Raw genomic sequence first — 14,029 nt, forward strand, 5'->3', positions numbered from 1 at the left:
GGGGGATCAATTGCTGGTAGCCCGTGGGGGCAAAGGCGGCTTAGGCAATGCCCATTTTTTGAGCAACCACAATCGCGCCCCCCGCCAATTCACCAAGGGCGAAGCGGGAGAACGGGTGCGCCTGCGCCTGGAGCTGAAGTTGATTGCCGAGGTGGGCATTGTCGGCCTGCCCAATGCGGGCAAGTCCACTCTGATTTCGGTGGTCTCCTCTGCCCGGCCCAAGATTGCTGACTACCCCTTCACCACGCTGCAGCCCAATTTGGGGGTGGTGCCCCATCCATCGGGAGATGGGGTGGTGTTTGCCGATATTCCGGGGCTGATCGAGGGGGCGCACTTGGGGGTGGGGCTGGGCCACGAGTTTTTGCGCCATGTGGAGCGCACCAGGGTACTGATTCATTTGGTGGATGGCACGGCGGCGGATCCCGTCAAGGATTACCAGGTTATTCAGCAGGAGCTGCGCGCCTACGGCCACGGGTTAATCGATAAGCCACAAATCCTGGTTTTGAACAAGATCGATGTTCTGGATCCCCAGCAGGTTGCCGAGCGCACCCAGAGGCTGTCTGCCGCTGCCGGCACTTCGGTGGTGGCCATTTCTGCAATTGCCAAGCAGGGGCTGGATCCCCTCTTGCAGCGGGTGTGGCAGTGCCTGGGTCGGGGATCCCAACAGCCTGCGCAGTTGGATCTTGTGGGAGCCATCCAGTCCTAAGGCAGAAGAATCTTAGAATGGGAAAGCCCCTGCCTTCCCAGAACCCAGAGACGAGTGGCCATGTATATCTCGGCGGAGGATCTGCCACCGGATTTGCGTCAGATTATGTTGGCCGTTGAACAGGCGGCTCAGGCGAGGGCGGGAGCGTGTGTGGAGCTGCTGATGCTCCTGCGGCTGCTGGAGGAGTTGCACCGCGCGATCCTGGAAGGTGCCTTTCGGGAGTCTTTGCCCAATACCCGTCAAGCTCTGTATCGGGTGCTTCAAGATTTGGAAGAAGCCGGCGACTGGCCCTATCTGCCCCGTCTGCACATCCAAGCCCTGATGCAACAACTGAAGGACTGGCCCGAATCTCAGGGATCCCTGCCGGTGTCGGTGCCACCGACCCCCCGCCCTCTTGTGGAAAACCCTTTGGGGGGGAGCTGCTCCGATTCTTGACCTCTTTCCACCTGCCCGATGGCCGAGTATTTTAAGCTGCATCCTCAACAGCCCCAGACCCGTTCCATCCGGCGGATTGCGGCGGCTTTGCGGGAGGGGGCGGTGATGCTTTACCCCACCGATACAGTCTATGCCATTGGCTGCGATGTGACCCACAAACAAGCAGTGGAGCGGGTACGCCGTATCAAGCAGCTCTCCAACGACAAGCCTCTTACCTTTTTGTGCCCTTCTCTCTCACGCATTGCCCACTATGCCCAGGTAACCGATTCGGCCTATCGGCTGATGCGGCGGCTGATCCCCGGCCCGTTTACGTTTCTGTTGCCAGCAACCAAGCTGGTGCCCAAGTTGGTGATGGAGCCCAAACGGAAAACCACCGGCATCCGGGTGCCCGATTCTGCCATTTGTCAGGCTTTGCTGGAAGAGTTGGGCAATCCAATTGTCTCGACCTCTGCCAAGCTGGGGGGGGATCCCGTCGGATCCCTGGGCTTAAGTTCTGGGCAAGCCTGGGAGTGGGAGAGCGACCCCTGGGATGAGGGTGGGATCTTTGCGGCTGAGGAAATGCGGCAGTTGGAAAAACAGGTGGATCTGGTGCTGGATGACGATGCCCCCCGCCGGGCCAAGGTCTCTACGGTAATCGATTTGACCGGATCCGAGCCGCTGGTGGTGCGGGCCGGGCTGGGGTATGAGCAGGTGGCAGATCTGAACCTAAAACTGGTGGGAGAAGACGGTTAAGGGCAGAGGGATCCCGCGTTCTCTAAAATAGGGTCAGTGCCTTCGGAGTGTGCCCATGTCTGAGGCCCTGGCTCAGCAAAAATCGGCTCTGCTGCACCTACTGGAGGCGACCGACCGGGGCCGGAAAGTCTCCCCTGACCAAAAAGCCCAGATTTTGTCTCAAATTGCCGTCCTAGAAGCGCTCAACCCCACCCCCAAGCCAACATCGGCTCCTGAAGGGTTGGAGGGGAACTGGCTCACCCTATTTACCACGAGCACAGCTCTGCTGCGGCTGGCACAGTTGCCTTTTTTGACCACCGGCGAGATCTACCAGTGTATTCGGGCCAAGGCTGGACGGGTCTTCAACGTGGCGGAGATCCAGGGATCCGGCTGGCTGGGGGCTTGGATGCCACGGGGAATCTTGGCGGTATCGGCACACTTTTACCCCGAATCTGAGCGCCGGGTGAGGGTGATTTTCGAGCGATTGGTGCTCGGATCCCAAGCTTTGATGAGCTACGAGATCGAGAGTTTTCTCTATTTGCTCGAGCGGGCTCCGGAGCGGATCCCGGCTATTCAAATCGATATCCGCCGCCGCGAGCCAACGGGTTGGCTGGATATCACCTATTTGGATAAAGACTTGCGGCTGGGTCGGGGCAGCGAGGGGAGTGTATTTGTTCTAAAGCGGGTCGGCTAGTCGGAGGATCCAGAGGACTCCGTTTCCGCCCTTTCGTGAGATGGGTTTTGGGTTAGGGTGGAGCTTATTTCCTGTAGAACTTGCAAGGCGCGGTAGGACTCTCGCAAAGTTTGCAGCTCCTGTTGAGTTTGCTCCAGTTGCCGGGCCCATTCTGCCTGTTGGGAGCGCAACTCTCGATTTTCCAATTTTTTGCGCTGCAGGATGCGCTTGAGTTTTTGCTGCTGCTGCTGGAGTTGAGCCCGCTCTGCTTCTGCGTGTTGCAGTTGGGTCCTTTGGCGTTCCAATTCTATTTTCAGGGTGGTGACCTGGGATTGAAGTTGGCGGAGCTTTTGGCGCAGCGCTTGCTCTGGCGTGGGTTTGGTCGACTCGGAGCTTGGAGAAGGGGAAGATGTTTGTAGGTTTTGCAGATGCTGTTGTAACTGTTGGGCTTGGGCCTGCAGGACTCGAGACCGTTGCTGCTCGCTGCGCAGTTGGGCTCGGGCGCGTTCACAGGTCTGGATTTCGGCTTTCACCCGCTGCTTGATGCGGTCAAGGATCTTTTGATGGCGGAGCTGGGTTTGCCGGATCTCCTGAGCCACCTGCCAAGGGCGAGGATCCCCCTTAGGTTGTCGTGGCTCGCCGCCGTGGTCGGCAGGATCAAAGGGAGATAGGGTCGCCACCAGCGATTCTCGAAAGTCGCTCCAGGAAGCCGATTGCAGACCCATCTGAACCACCCGCCAGGCCCCATAGGAGGCCCCAGCGGCAGCCAGGATCCCAGGGATCCCGGCCAGGGAGAGGGAAACCTTGGGCAGGGTGGGCAGGATCTGATCCAGCAGCCCCACCACCAGGGCGAAAACAAAGATCCCGCTCCCCGCGGCAGCGGCACCTGAAACCCAAGAGGAGCGGGAGAGCATCATCGTTTTTTCGTCATCACAACCGCTAGAGCGGGAAAACCAGGTTCAAAAATGGCCTGTCTGCACTCAGTTTATCCCGCCAGCAGCCTCTGTTTCCCTCTCAGGGCACCTGCCAAGCCCGTTGGTGGTAGCCCTCTAATTGGGCCCAGGGATCCCCAGCCGCTGCGTGGGTATGGCCGTGGTCGTGGTGAGGGTGGGAATGAGGATGGTGATGGGATCCGTGCCCGTGATGGTGGTGATGATGCTCGTGAGGATGGTGATGGGTATGCCCAGCTCTGACCTCTGCGCTCACGGCCAGGCGAAACTTGCACAGGTGGCAGTTCATTTGGGTTTGGCCCTGCAGGGCTTCCTGCTCCAGTTGCTGCAGGCTGTGCAGCACCGTATCCACAAGGCCCAATTCCGGCAGCATGAGCCAGTCGATTTCCGACTGTCGTTGTCGTTGTTGTTCCACTGCCGCCTCAATTTTTTTCACCAGCACTCCGGTAAACAGGAAGTAGGGCAGCACGATCACCCGGCGCGGATGCCAGGACAAGGCCCGCTCCAATCCCACGGGCAGGCGGGGATGGGTAATGCCGATAAAGCAAGTTTCCACAGCGGCAAACCCAGATCCTTCCCAAAGCAACCGGGCCAGTTTACAGGCTTCGGCATTGGCCTCAGGATCGCTGGAGCCGCGACCCACAAATAGGAGCACGGTTTCTGCCTCTGGGATCCGCCGCGGTTGGGCAGCTATCAGAGCAGCCAATCGGTCTCGCAGCAGTTGCAGGATCTCGATGCGGATCCCCAGCGGCCCACCGTAACGAATGCGCAACTGGGGATAGAGGGCCTGCAGGCGATCCAATTCCATCGTCACATCGAACTTGTTGTGGCGGGCCCCAAACAACAGCAGCGGCAGGACCACAATCTCTTGCCACCCTTGGGCAATACACTGCTGGATCCCTTGGGCGATACTCGGCTCCGTCAGCTCCAGAAAGCAGGGGATCACCGGTCGATGGGGAGTGAGGGATTGGTAGACTTGGGCCAACTCCAGAAAGGCTTGCCGACCTTCAGGGTCGCGGGATCCGTGGCCGATAAGCAATAGGGGCAATGAAGGAGAAGCAAGCTGCCCAACCGAAAGGGGAGGGGAAACACTGAGGGTATTCAACACAAAAAACTCCGTTCCTTGTGAATCGCAAGGGGTACAGGACAACGGCAGGTGGGTGTTCTGGCTGAGGGAGGGATCCCATCACAGTTGCGTCACAGTGGCGGACTTGCACCGCGCTTTCCCCAGTCTGCCTGAGCCTTTTAGGTTAGCTTGCCGCTTGCCATTCACCAAGCTCCCGGGGGGGATGTTCTTGTCTGCCAGAAGATAGCCCTGAGGCATGAGCGGTACGGCAGACTCATGCTCAAAGGGCAGCAAAACTGTTGCCGCGCTAATCCCCCTTGCCCCTGGGAGAGGGCCTAACGCCGGCCTGCCGGTCTGTGGGCTCGAAAGTGTCGCAGGCGCAGGGCATTGGCGACCACCGAAATGGAACTCAGGGCCATTGCCGCCCCGGCCAGCATGGGGTTGAGCAGCCAGCCTGTGAAGGGATAGAGCGCCCCAGCAGCAATCGGGATCCCCAGCGTATTGTAAATAAAGGCGAAGAAGAGGTTCTGGCGGATGTTGTTGAGGGTGGCCCGGCTGAGTTGAATGGCTGTGGCGACTCCCCGCAGATCCCCCGACATGAGGGTAATATCGCTGGCGGCCATCGCCACATCCGTACCTGTACCAATGGCGATCCCCACATCGGCTTCTGCCAGAGCCGGAGCATCGTTAATGCCATCTCCCACCATCGCCACCCGCCGTCGCGGTTGTCTTAGGCTGCGTATGTAAGCTGCCTTCTGATCCGGACGGACTTGGGCAATTACCCGCTGAATGCCTGCTTGCCGAGCAACCGCTTGGGCCGTGGTGGGGTTATCCCCGGTTAGCAGGATCACCTCTAGACCCATCTGTTGCAGCTGTTGCACTGCCTCAGGAGAGGTGGGTTTGAGCGGATCGGTAATGGCCAACAGCCCCACCAGGCTCTGGGATTGGGCTACGCCGATCACCGTTTTGCCCTGGCTTTCCCAATTCTGAACCCGCTCTGACCAAGAGGGATCCCAGGGGATCCCCATCTCCTGTAGCCAGCTCAGCCGACCGATGCGGATCCACTGGTCTTCCACCCAGGCTTCTGCCCCACTGCCTATCCTTGCCTGAAAATGCTGGGCAGGAGGGATGGCAATTTTTTCGGCTTCGGCTTTCTGCACTACCGCCTGGGCCAAAGGATGTTCCGAGTGCCGCTCCACCGCCGCTGCCAGGCGCAACACCGCCAGGGGAGAGGAGCCATTAGCCCAAATATCGGTGACGGTAGGGCGACCTTCGGTCAGGGTGCCGGTTTTGTCCAAGACCACCGTGCGCAAGTGGTGGGCCAATTCCAGGCTGTCGGCACTTTTCACCAGGATCCCCAATTCTGCCCCTCGTCCCGTGGCCACCAGGATCGAGGTGGGGGTTGCCAACCCCAGCGCACAAGGGCAGGCGATGATCAGCACCCCAATTGTGTTCACCAAGGCCAGCGTCAGGTTGTCCGCCAACACCCACCAGAGCACGAAAGTTAGAACTGCCACCCCGATCACTGCCGGCACAAACCAGGCAGTCACCCGATCCGCCACCTGTTGAATTGGGGCTTTGGATCCCTGAGCTTCCTGCACCAGGCGCACGATCTGGGCCAGAACTGTGTCTTTGCCCACCCGCCGCGCTTCCATCACAAAGCTGCCCGTCCGATTCAGCGTTGCCCCAATCACCTCATCCCCCGCCGATTTGACAACAGGCAGGCTCTCGCCGGTCACCATGGACTCGTCGAGGCTGGAGGATCCCTCTAGAATGACCCCATCCACCGGCACCTTCTCTCCGGGGCGCACCCGGATCCAATCCCCCACCTGCACCTCCCGAATGGGGACATCCTGCTCCACCCCATGGCGGATTACCCTCGCCGTTTTCGGTTGCAGCCCGATCAGCTTGCAAATGGCCTCAGAGGTTTGCCTTTTGGCCCGTTCCTCCATCCACTTGCCCACCAGAATCAGGGTGGTGACCACCGCCGACACCTCATAATAGACATCCGGGTGCAGTCCTTGCCGGTGAAAATAGTCGGGGAAAACCGTTGGGAAAACAGAATAGAAAAAAGCCGCGCTCGTCCCTAAGGCCACCAGCGTGTTCATATCCGCCGAGCGCCGTTGCCAAGCGGCCCAAGCGCCTCGATAAAAATGCTTGCCCACCCAAAACTGCACCGGAGCCGTCAGCAGCAACTGCAACCCAGGATTGTGCAGCCACATGGGAAAGCCCGGGATGTCCATCCCCAGCATCATCGGCAGGGATCCGATCACCAGCACCGTGCTGATGCCCACCCCTATCGCCACCTTGAGCTTCAGTTCCCGTTCTGCGGCCCGTTGGGCGATCCGCTCTGGATCCGACAGATCGTCCAGTTGCCAATCCTCTTGGATGAGGCGCGCCCGATACCCCACCCGCTCCACCGCCCGAATCAGCGCCTGCGGATCCACCAGCCTGGGATCCCCTTTGACGGTGGCCTGCTCACTGGCAAAATTCACTGATCCGTGGGACACCCCCTGCACCTGAGCGAGGGCCTGTTCGATGCTGCGGGCGCAGGAGGCACAGCTCATCCCTTGTAAGGCCAACTGCCAGGTGCCCTCAGGAGAAGGCGCAGAGGCCGATAATGCAGCCGATGACTTTTCAGGGGCAGGCATGGCAACACCTTGTTGATAAAGTTGATGCAATAACGGCTACTCCCCATCCTCGAAAGGGTGAAGGCAGCCATGTACAGGAATTCAAAACAGACGCCCGACCGTTCTCGACCCAGCCTTGACTAGGCCGGGGGATATCCCACCTGGGTGAGGGCCTGCCGCAAATCGCTCACAGACCGCCCAGAAGTAATCCGCACCTGTTTGGTTTTGGGATCCCCTTCCACCTGCGCCTGGGGATCCAGTTGCCGCACCGCTTGCGCAATGGTGTCTATACAGGCCCCACAGGCCAGCTTGGGCACTGTCAAAACAACCTGCATCTTGGGAAACCCCCCCAATGCCACTGAAAGGATGCTAAACCTTACAGTGGGCTGGAAGGTCAAGAGGGAGGCTGAGGCTCGTCCATATTCCAGCGGTAGTCCACCTGATAGCCCCGCTGTCGCCACTCTTCCTCCAGTTGCACCTGTTGGGTGAGGGCTTTGCGCAGGGAGTTGATCAGCTCTTGCGTGCGGCCTCGGTTGCCAAAATCCTGTTCCTCTACTGCCGGAAAGGTTTGCCGCTCCAACACCCGCAGCAGAAATTCGTAGTGGATATGAGCCGGCACAGGAATACGTTTCATCGATCCAAGCAATCCTTAGAGATCAATTGTTCTCGCAGAGATCCATTGATAAATGGTTTTCATTCACTGAGATGACAACAGGTGGCGCACAGCTTGGCCGGGATCCGGCTGGGTCACCAGCGCTTCCCCCACCAGCACAGAGCGCACCCCCCAGGCCCGCAACTGCTGCAGATCGGCAGGGGTATGGATGCCGGACTCGCTGACCACAGGCAGATCGCCAAGGAGCTCCGAGTGGGCGGCCAACAGGTCGCGCGTTGTGTTCAAGTCCACCGTAAAGGTTCTCAGATCGCGATTGTTGATGCCAATGAGCACCTGCCCCCTGGAGTCTTGCAGTTGGGGCAAACGCAACACCCGCTGCAACTCTTGGGAAGTGTGCACCTCCAGCAGAGCTGCCATGCCCAATTGCCGAACCAGCTTGAGAAAATAGCCCAAGTCCGCATCCGAGAGAATGGCGGCAATCAGCAGCACCGCATCTGCCCCCAGGCTGCGGGCCCAGAGGATTTGGTAGGGGTAGAGGATGAACTCCTTGCAGAGGATGGGGATCCCTACTGCCTGACGGATCCGGCGCAGATACTCGCCGCTGCCCTGAAAGAACCGCTCATCTGTGAGCACCGAGAGGCAACTGGCCCCACCGGCTTCATAGCTCTGGGCAATGGCTACCGGGTCAAAGGGATCCCGCAGAACGCCGCGGCTGGGAGAGGCTTTTTTGACCTCGGCAATCACAGAGATAGGGTGAGGCGACTGGGTGAGGGCCGCCACAAAATCCCGCACCGGCGGGGCTTGATCCAGTTGCTGTTGCAATTGCTTGAGGGGAAGCTGCTCCCGTTGCCGCTCCACCTCCTGCTCTTTATGCCAGACGATCGCTTCCAAAATGTGGCGCGGTTTGGCTTCCGGCGCTGTTGTCTGGTACACCTGAGAGGCTACGACCACCGGCGGGGCAGGAGAACGCCGACGAACAGAAAGCGGCTCACCTTGCAGCTCCATACAAACCCTGAGCAGAACCCTACACCACACCCTAGACTACCTTAGTGCTTCGCCACCGGTTTGAATAGCTACCCCGGACATCCCCAAAACTCATCTGGCGAAGGCGTTTTTTTTACCCTATGGTTGAGTCTAGAAAGGTGGTGTAGTCTTTATGCGCCTCGGCGAGCCATGTTCTGGCGGCCGTCCATTTTTCCCCGGCCAGGGGCAGTGGCTCGGTGGGGTCAAGGCTGGTGCTGTCCATGCTGTTTTAGAGGAGTTCAGGCGTGCTGTACCTAGCAGAGCTATCCAAGCCAATTGGATTTGCCAAGTCGTCTCTGCAATTGCTGGCCAAGCAGCAGCAGGACAATACCTGGGTGGCCGTGAACGAAGAATCCATTACTTTGGAAGGCCGCATCGCCCAGGAGGCTGGGCGCTTCAAGGATGGGTCATTGGTGCTGGCGGAAATCTCCGGCAACCGTCAGGTCGCCCGCATCAGCGAAGCCGCTCGCCAACTGGTGACCTATCTGCAAAACTTCAGCCAACTTCAGCTCAGAGCCCGCAGCCAGGAGGAGGAGATCGAGGTTTGGAAACAGTCCCTCACCTTTCAGGCCCATGAGCTTAAACGCCGCGAGATGGATCTGGCAGCCCAAGAAGAAGAGGTGCAGCGGCTGTATGAGCAATACAAGAGTGTGGAGGAAGATCGCAAACTTCTGGACAGCCTCAAAGAGGAACTGGCAGCCCAGCAAGCTTACTTAGCTGAACAACAGCGCCTGATCGGAGAGCAGCGGGAAGCTCTGAATCGGCAGCGGCAAGAGTTGGAAGCCCAGTTGCAAGAAGCTCGCTCCAGCCGCTTGGGGGAGGCAGAAGCAGCGCAGCTACAGGCTTTGATGCAACAGCTCCAGGAGAGTCTGCATCCGGCTGGGGATCCCTTGGCGCTTCTGCAAAGCTTGAAAAGCCACATTCAGCAGCAGCAGGAGCACTTGAATCAACAGATTGCCCAACTGGAAGCAGAACGTCAGCAGGCCCAGATCCGGCAAGACGAGCTGGATCGGGACTACCGCGCTTGGCAAGAACGCCACACCGCTTGGTGGGGATCCCGACAATCCCTGGAGCAAAGCCAAGCAGAGTGGCAAACTCGACAGGGATCCCTGCGAGCCCATCAAGAGCACCTGCAGAGGATTCTCCAGCAGCTGCAATCTCAAGAGAGCCTATACCAGAAAGCCTCTCGTCTGGTGCAGGAGTACGACTTTATCGTCGATGGCAGCAGCAACGGCAGGGCTGGGGAGCCGGCGATCTCGGTCGAGGAGCTGGCGGCTTTGGTCAGCCAACTGCGCCGAGATTACGAGCAGCGGGCGGCCCAGGTCAGCCAGCAGCGGGCCGAACTGGAGCAAAACCGGCAAACCCTGCGGGAGCTGCAAGAGCGGCTGGCCAGCGCCTCTCCAGAGGAGCGGTTTGACATCGAGATGGATATCGACTATGCCCAGTCTGCCTGCAGTGCTTTGGAAGAAGCCCTGCTGCCTCAGGAAAAAAACCTGCAGCGAGAGTATGAAGAGTTGACCCGCCAGGAAGCCCGCCTTAGACAGCTGCAAAATCAAGCTGCTGCCCCGGTTCAGGTCGATATTGGGCCGCTCCTGGAACAGATCGGCAGCCAGAAGCAGGATCTTCTCCAAGAAAAAGGTCGTCTGCAAACCCTCATTCAACAACTGGAATCGTCCTTGCCTTCTCAGCAGGAGCAGCTCGCCCGCCAACGGCAGGAATTGGAGCAGCAGTGGCAACACCTGGAGCAAGAGGAGGGATCCCTGCGGGCGCGCGCCCAGGCCATGGCAGAAACCTGGGGTCGCCTCAATCACCTGCAGGCCACCCTCTACCCAGAGCGGGATCGGTGGGCAGCGTTGGCAGGAGAATTGGCGCAGTTGGAGACGGAGCTGAGCCAACACCAAGCCAGAAACTCCACCGCACGCGACCACGTCCAGCAGGTACACTCTCTCTTGGCTACCCTCGCGCAGGCGTGAGGGAGTTCACGTTTCCTGTGGGGGGTGGGGAGAACCGGCGCAAGCGGAACTACGGCCTTAATTGAGGAAAACAAATCTGGTAAAATTCGCTAGCACCCTGCAGCCACTGGGGCTCCCAATTCTCGGGCGAGGGGACTGCAGAGGTTAGTGCGTTTTGCCCCGCTTCCTGCTTGCAGTTGCCAAGGATATTCCAGTGTGAGGTCAGCTTGTGCGAATTGCGGTCGATGCGATGGGGGGTGACTACGCTCCCGAAGAGATCATCAAGGGCGCCCTGCTGGCCCATCGGCAGCTCCGGGTCGGGATTGCACTAGTCGGTCGTCCAGATTCCCTCAAGCCCTTTTTGCCTCAGCCCTTGCCTGCTGGGATCACCATTGTGCCTGCCGAAGAGGATGTGGGCATGGCGGAAGAGCCGCTGATGGTGCGCAAAAAGCCCAAAGCCTCCATCAACATCTCGATGCAACAGGTGCGCTCCAACCAAGCGGATGCCGTGGTGGCCGCCGGGAATACCGGAGCAGCGATGGCTGCGGCCTACCTGAATTTGGGCCGGCTGGCAGGGATCGATCGCCCGGCCATTGGCGCTCTTTTGCCCACTTTGAAAGGCAAGCCGGTGCTGCTGCTGGATGTGGGGGCCAATGTGGATTGCCGGCCCCGCTTTTTGGAGCAGTTTGCCCGCATGGGATCCCTCTACTGCCAGTGCGTGCTGGGGATCGAGCGTCCGCGGGTGGGCCTGCTCAACATCGGCGAGGAGCCCAACAAGGGCAATGATTTGGCTCTGGCCACCCACCAGCGTCTGGCCCAGTTGCCAGGGATCCATTTCGCCGGCAATGCCGAGGGGCGGGATGTGCTGACCGGGGAGTTTGATGTGGTGGTGTGTGACGGCTTTGTGGGCAATGCCCTCCTCAAGTTTGCCGAAAGTGTTGGCCAGGTGATCACCCAGGTGCTGCGGGAGGAGCTGCCCCGCGGCTGGCGCGGCAAGTTGGGCTGCTGGCTGCTCCGGCCCAACCTCAAGCAGGTAAAGCGGCGCATGGACTACGTGGAGTATGGCGGTGCTTTGCTGCTCGGCGTCAACGGCATCTGCGTGATTACCCACGGCAGCTCCAAGGCGCCGATGGTCTACCACGCCATTCGCCTGGCCAAAGAGGCGGCAGAACAGAAAATCCTACAGCGGCTGCAGGCGGAAATGGTTGACCCTCGCGAACCTGAATCCAACCCCAGGCGGCGCACCCGGCCCCTTCAGGTCTACTCTGGCTCTGGCCCGGAAGTGTTGCCGTTGGGATCCCTGGAAAGGACTTCCTCCCGCTGTCCCGAACCCGTGGAAGATGCCCAGCCATAGCCTCCCGACCGTGCGGCTGGTGGGGGCAGGGGCTGCCCTGCCGGATCCCTGCCTGAGCAACGACGATCTCGGCCAGATCGTCGAAACTTCCGACGAATGGATCTGGCCCCGCACCGGCATTCGTCAGCGGCGCATTCTGCCCCCTGAGCTGAGCTTGGTGGATTTGGCGGTCCAGGCAGCCAAGGCCGCTTTGGCTCAGGCCGGGATCTTGCCTCAAGACCTGGATTTGATCCTGCTGGCCACTTCCACCGGTGTCGATCGGTTTGGCTCGGCCCCTCAGGTGCAGGCAGCTCTGGGAGCAACGCGGGCGGTGGCTTTTGATCTGACGGCAGCCTGCACGGGCTTTGTCTTTGCAGTGGCCACGGCAGCGCAGTTTTTGCAAACCGGGCTGTACCGGCGGGCCTTGGTGGTGGCGGCGGATGTGCTCTCCCGTACGGTGGACTGGGCAGATCGCACCACCTGTGTCTTGTTTGGAGATGGGGCCGGGGCGGTGGTTCTGGAGGCGGGGGAAACCGGCGGGATCCTCAGCATTGAGCTGCGCAGCGATGGCAGTGGCAGCCAGCTGCTCAGCTTGTCCATGGCTACAGAGGCCAAGCCCCTGGTGGGATCCCTGCAGGTGGGGCAGTATCGCTGCTGCCCCATCACCATGAATGGCCGCGAGGTGTACAAGTTTGCCGTCCAGGCGGTGCCGGAGGTTATCGAGAAGGCTCTCTTCCGGGCCGGGATCCCGGCGGAGGCGGTGCAGGGGTATTTTATTCATCAGGCCAACCAGCGCATTCTCGATGCGGTAGCCAAGCGCCTGCAGCTGGATCCGCAGCGGGTGGCCAGCGTCTTAGAGCATTACGGCAACACCTCGGGCGCTTCGGTGCCGATTGCCTTGGCCACTTGGATCGAGCAGGGACGCTTTGGCGCCGGCGATCTGGGGGTGATGGCGGGCTTTGGCGCCGGCCTTACCTGGGGGGCGATTGTGTTTCGTTGGGGGAAATGAATTGATGACCGTTGCCTGGATCTATCCCGGCCAGGGATCCCAAGCGGTGGGCATGGGAAGGGACTTGCGGAACTGGCAGGGAGCAGCCCAGAAGTTGGCTTTGGCCCGTGAGATGTTGGGATGGGATCCCTTAGCTCTGTCGGAAGACCAGATCCACCAGACCGGCTACACACAACCGGCTTTGTTCACCGTATCGGCCCTGTTGACGGACTATCTCTACGCCCAGGGACAGGCTCCTGCCTGCACTGCCGGCCACAGTCTGGGCGAATACAGCGCCCTCTACGCTGCCGGCGTGTTTGATTTCGAAACCGGCCTGCGGCTGGTGGCGCTGCGGGGCCAACTGATGGAAGCTGCAGGGGATCCTCCAGGCCACATGGCAGCGGTGATGGGGTTTGACCGCGACAAGCTAGAGCATCTGTGCCAGATGATCCCCGATGTCACCCTTGCCAACGACAACAGCCCGGATCAGGTGGTGATCAGCGGCTCAGTGGAGGGGGTGCAAGCCGTCTGTGAGCAGTTGCAGGCCAAGCGCACCGTTCCCCTCAAGGTAAGTGGCGCCTTTCACTCGCCCTTTATGCAGGCTGCTGCCGAGGAGTTTGCCCACACCTTGCGCGCTGTTGACTTTCAGCCGCCGCGAGTGCCCGTCTACAGCAACTGCACTGCCACCGCCAGCCGGGATCCGCAAGCCCTTAAGCAGGCGCTGCTGGCCCAGATGACTGCCCCTGTCCGCTGGCGAGAAACCGTGTTGCAGATGGCTGCCGACGGCATCCAAGAGGTGTGGGAAATCGGCCCCGGAAATGTTCTGACGGGCTTGGTGAAGCGAACGGTGCCGACCCTGACGCGGTGCAATTTCAGTAACCTCAGCAGCTAGGGGATCTGCTATGGAGCATGACTCTAGTCAATAATAAGCTCAACTATACTGAAAGTA

The 14,029-nt window shown here is 60.0% G+C and carries 14 protein-coding genes and 1 riboswitch; of the genes, 8 read left to right on the forward strand and 6 right to left on the reverse strand.

Annotated features, from left to right (window positions below; translation table 11 throughout):
* The 4 genes from cgtA to NW843_RS01620 form a co-directional block, all read left to right on the forward strand.
* Positions 1-706 (forward strand): Obg family GTPase CgtA (gene cgtA / locus NW843_RS01605; RefSeq protein WP_414521916.1); only part of this gene is annotated, 706 nt, incomplete at its 5' end.
* A 60-nt stretch (positions 707-766) separates the two neighbouring features.
* The gene (locus NW843_RS01610; protein ID WP_414521917.1) at positions 767-1,141 is read left to right on the forward strand and encodes a hypothetical protein; all 375 of its coding nucleotides are present in this window, start codon (positions 767-769) and stop codon (positions 1,139-1,141) included.
* Between the two features lie 18 nt (positions 1,142-1,159).
* Positions 1,160-1,873 carry an L-threonylcarbamoyladenylate synthase gene (locus NW843_RS01615; RefSeq protein WP_414521918.1) on the forward strand — a complete coding sequence of 238 codons (714 nt, stop codon included), beginning with the start codon at positions 1,160-1,162 and terminating at the stop codon, positions 1,871-1,873.
* Between the two features lie 55 nt (positions 1,874-1,928).
* Positions 1,929-2,546, forward strand: a complete 618-nt coding sequence (locus NW843_RS01620; protein WP_414521919.1) for a PAP/fibrillin family protein — start codon at positions 1,929-1,931, stop codon at positions 2,544-2,546.
* Here the strand turns inward: NW843_RS01620 and NW843_RS01625 are convergent.
* The 6 genes from NW843_RS01625 to trpC all read right to left on the reverse strand — a co-directional run bounded on the left by NW843_RS01625 (position 2,543) and on the right by trpC (position 8,789).
* The gene (locus NW843_RS01625) at positions 2,543-3,442 is read right to left on the reverse strand and encodes a hypothetical protein (protein ID WP_414521920.1); all 900 of its coding nucleotides are present in this window, start codon (positions 3,440-3,442) and stop codon (positions 2,543-2,545) included. The two genes, NW843_RS01620 and NW843_RS01625, sit on opposite strands and share 4 nt — an antisense overlap.
* A gap of 97 nt (positions 3,443-3,539) precedes the next feature.
* A complete protein-coding gene (locus NW843_RS01630; protein ID WP_414521925.1) occupies positions 3,540-4,580 on the reverse strand; it encodes a sirohydrochlorin chelatase in 1,041 nt (346 codons plus the stop codon).
* A gap of 32 nt (positions 4,581-4,612) precedes the next feature.
* Positions 4,613-4,749: riboswitch (cobalamin riboswitch) on the reverse strand.
* Between the two features lie 127 nt (positions 4,750-4,876).
* Positions 4,877-7,192, reverse strand: a complete 2,316-nt coding sequence (locus NW843_RS01635) for a heavy metal translocating P-type ATPase (protein WP_414521921.1) — start codon at positions 7,190-7,192, stop codon at positions 4,877-4,879.
* A 119-nt stretch (positions 7,193-7,311) separates the two neighbouring features.
* The gene (locus NW843_RS01640; RefSeq protein ID WP_414521922.1) at positions 7,312-7,506 is read right to left on the reverse strand and encodes a cation transporter; all 195 of its coding nucleotides are present in this window, start codon (positions 7,504-7,506) and stop codon (positions 7,312-7,314) included.
* Between the two features lie 59 nt (positions 7,507-7,565).
* Entirely contained in the window at positions 7,566-7,805 is a 240-nt protein-coding gene (locus NW843_RS01645; protein ID WP_041436722.1) for a DUF5340 domain-containing protein, read from the reverse strand.
* 63 nt (positions 7,806-7,868) lie between these two features.
* On the reverse strand, positions 7,869-8,789 hold the full coding sequence (trpC, locus tag NW843_RS01650; protein WP_414521923.1) for an indole-3-glycerol phosphate synthase TrpC: 921 nt from the start codon (positions 8,787-8,789) through the stop codon (positions 7,869-7,871).
* A gap of 263 nt (positions 8,790-9,052) precedes the next feature.
* On the opposite strand from trpC, the gene hmpF reads away from it, so the two are divergent.
* From hmpF to fabD, 4 genes are all read left to right on the forward strand, one after another.
* Positions 9,053-10,780, forward strand: a complete 1,728-nt coding sequence (gene hmpF / locus NW843_RS01655; protein ID WP_011433910.1) for a pilus motility taxis protein HmpF — start codon at positions 9,053-9,055, stop codon at positions 10,778-10,780.
* 229 nt (positions 10,781-11,009) lie between these two features.
* Complete coding sequence (plsX, locus tag NW843_RS01660) at positions 11,010-12,113, forward strand: phosphate acyltransferase PlsX (protein ID WP_414521926.1); 1,104 nt, start codon at positions 11,010-11,012, stop codon at positions 12,111-12,113.
* A complete protein-coding gene (locus tag NW843_RS01665) occupies positions 12,100-13,101 on the forward strand; it encodes a beta-ketoacyl-ACP synthase III (RefSeq protein WP_414383153.1) in 1,002 nt (333 codons plus the stop codon). Before plsX ends, NW843_RS01665 begins: the two co-directional genes overlap by 14 nt.
* Positions 13,102-13,105: 4 nt before the next feature.
* Positions 13,106-13,972, forward strand: a complete 867-nt coding sequence (gene fabD, locus NW843_RS01670; RefSeq protein ID WP_414521924.1) for an ACP S-malonyltransferase — start codon at positions 13,106-13,108, stop codon at positions 13,970-13,972.
* Positions 13,973-14,029: the final 57 nt, after the last annotated feature.

Origin of the sequence: Synechococcus sp. R5-12, from assembly GCF_047502655.1 — a bacterium.
Lineage (GTDB): Bacteria > Cyanobacteriota > Cyanobacteriia > Thermostichales > Thermostichaceae > Thermostichus.

What these genes read in the sequence shown, in the direction of transcription:
- NW843_RS01610 (WP_414521917.1), top strand. Translation starts at nt 767, where the DNA reads ATGTATATCTCGGCGGAGGATCTGCCACCGGATTTGCGTCAGATTATG.
- NW843_RS01615 (WP_414521918.1), top strand. Translation starts at nt 1,160, where the DNA reads ATGGCCGAGTATTTTAAGCTGCATCCTCAACAGCCCCAGACCCGTTCC.
- NW843_RS01620 (WP_414521919.1), top strand. Translation starts at nt 1,929, where the DNA reads ATGTCTGAGGCCCTGGCTCAGCAAAAATCGGCTCTGCTGCACCTACTG.
- NW843_RS01625 (WP_414521920.1), bottom strand. Translation starts at nt 3,442, where the DNA reads ATGATGCTCTCCCGCTCCTCTTGGGTTTCAGGTGCCGCTGCCGCGGGG.
- NW843_RS01635 (WP_414521921.1), bottom strand. Translation starts at nt 7,192, where the DNA reads ATGCCTGCCCCTGAAAAGTCATCGGCTGCATTATCGGCCTCTGCGCCT.
- NW843_RS01640 (WP_414521922.1), bottom strand. Translation starts at nt 7,506, where the DNA reads ATGCAGGTTGTTTTGACAGTGCCCAAGCTGGCCTGTGGGGCCTGTATA.
- NW843_RS01645 (WP_041436722.1), bottom strand. Translation starts at nt 7,805, where the DNA reads ATGAAACGTATTCCTGTGCCGGCTCATATCCACTACGAATTTCTGCTG.
- trpC (WP_414521923.1), bottom strand. Translation starts at nt 8,789, where the DNA reads ATGGAGCTGCAAGGTGAGCCGCTTTCTGTTCGTCGGCGTTCTCCTGCC.
- plsX (WP_414521926.1), top strand. Translation starts at nt 11,010, where the DNA reads ATGGGGGGTGACTACGCTCCCGAAGAGATCATCAAGGGCGCCCTGCTG.
- NW843_RS01665 (WP_414383153.1), top strand. Translation starts at nt 12,100, where the DNA reads ATGCCCAGCCATAGCCTCCCGACCGTGCGGCTGGTGGGGGCAGGGGCT.
- fabD (WP_414521924.1), top strand. Translation starts at nt 13,106, where the DNA reads ATGACCGTTGCCTGGATCTATCCCGGCCAGGGATCCCAAGCGGTGGGC.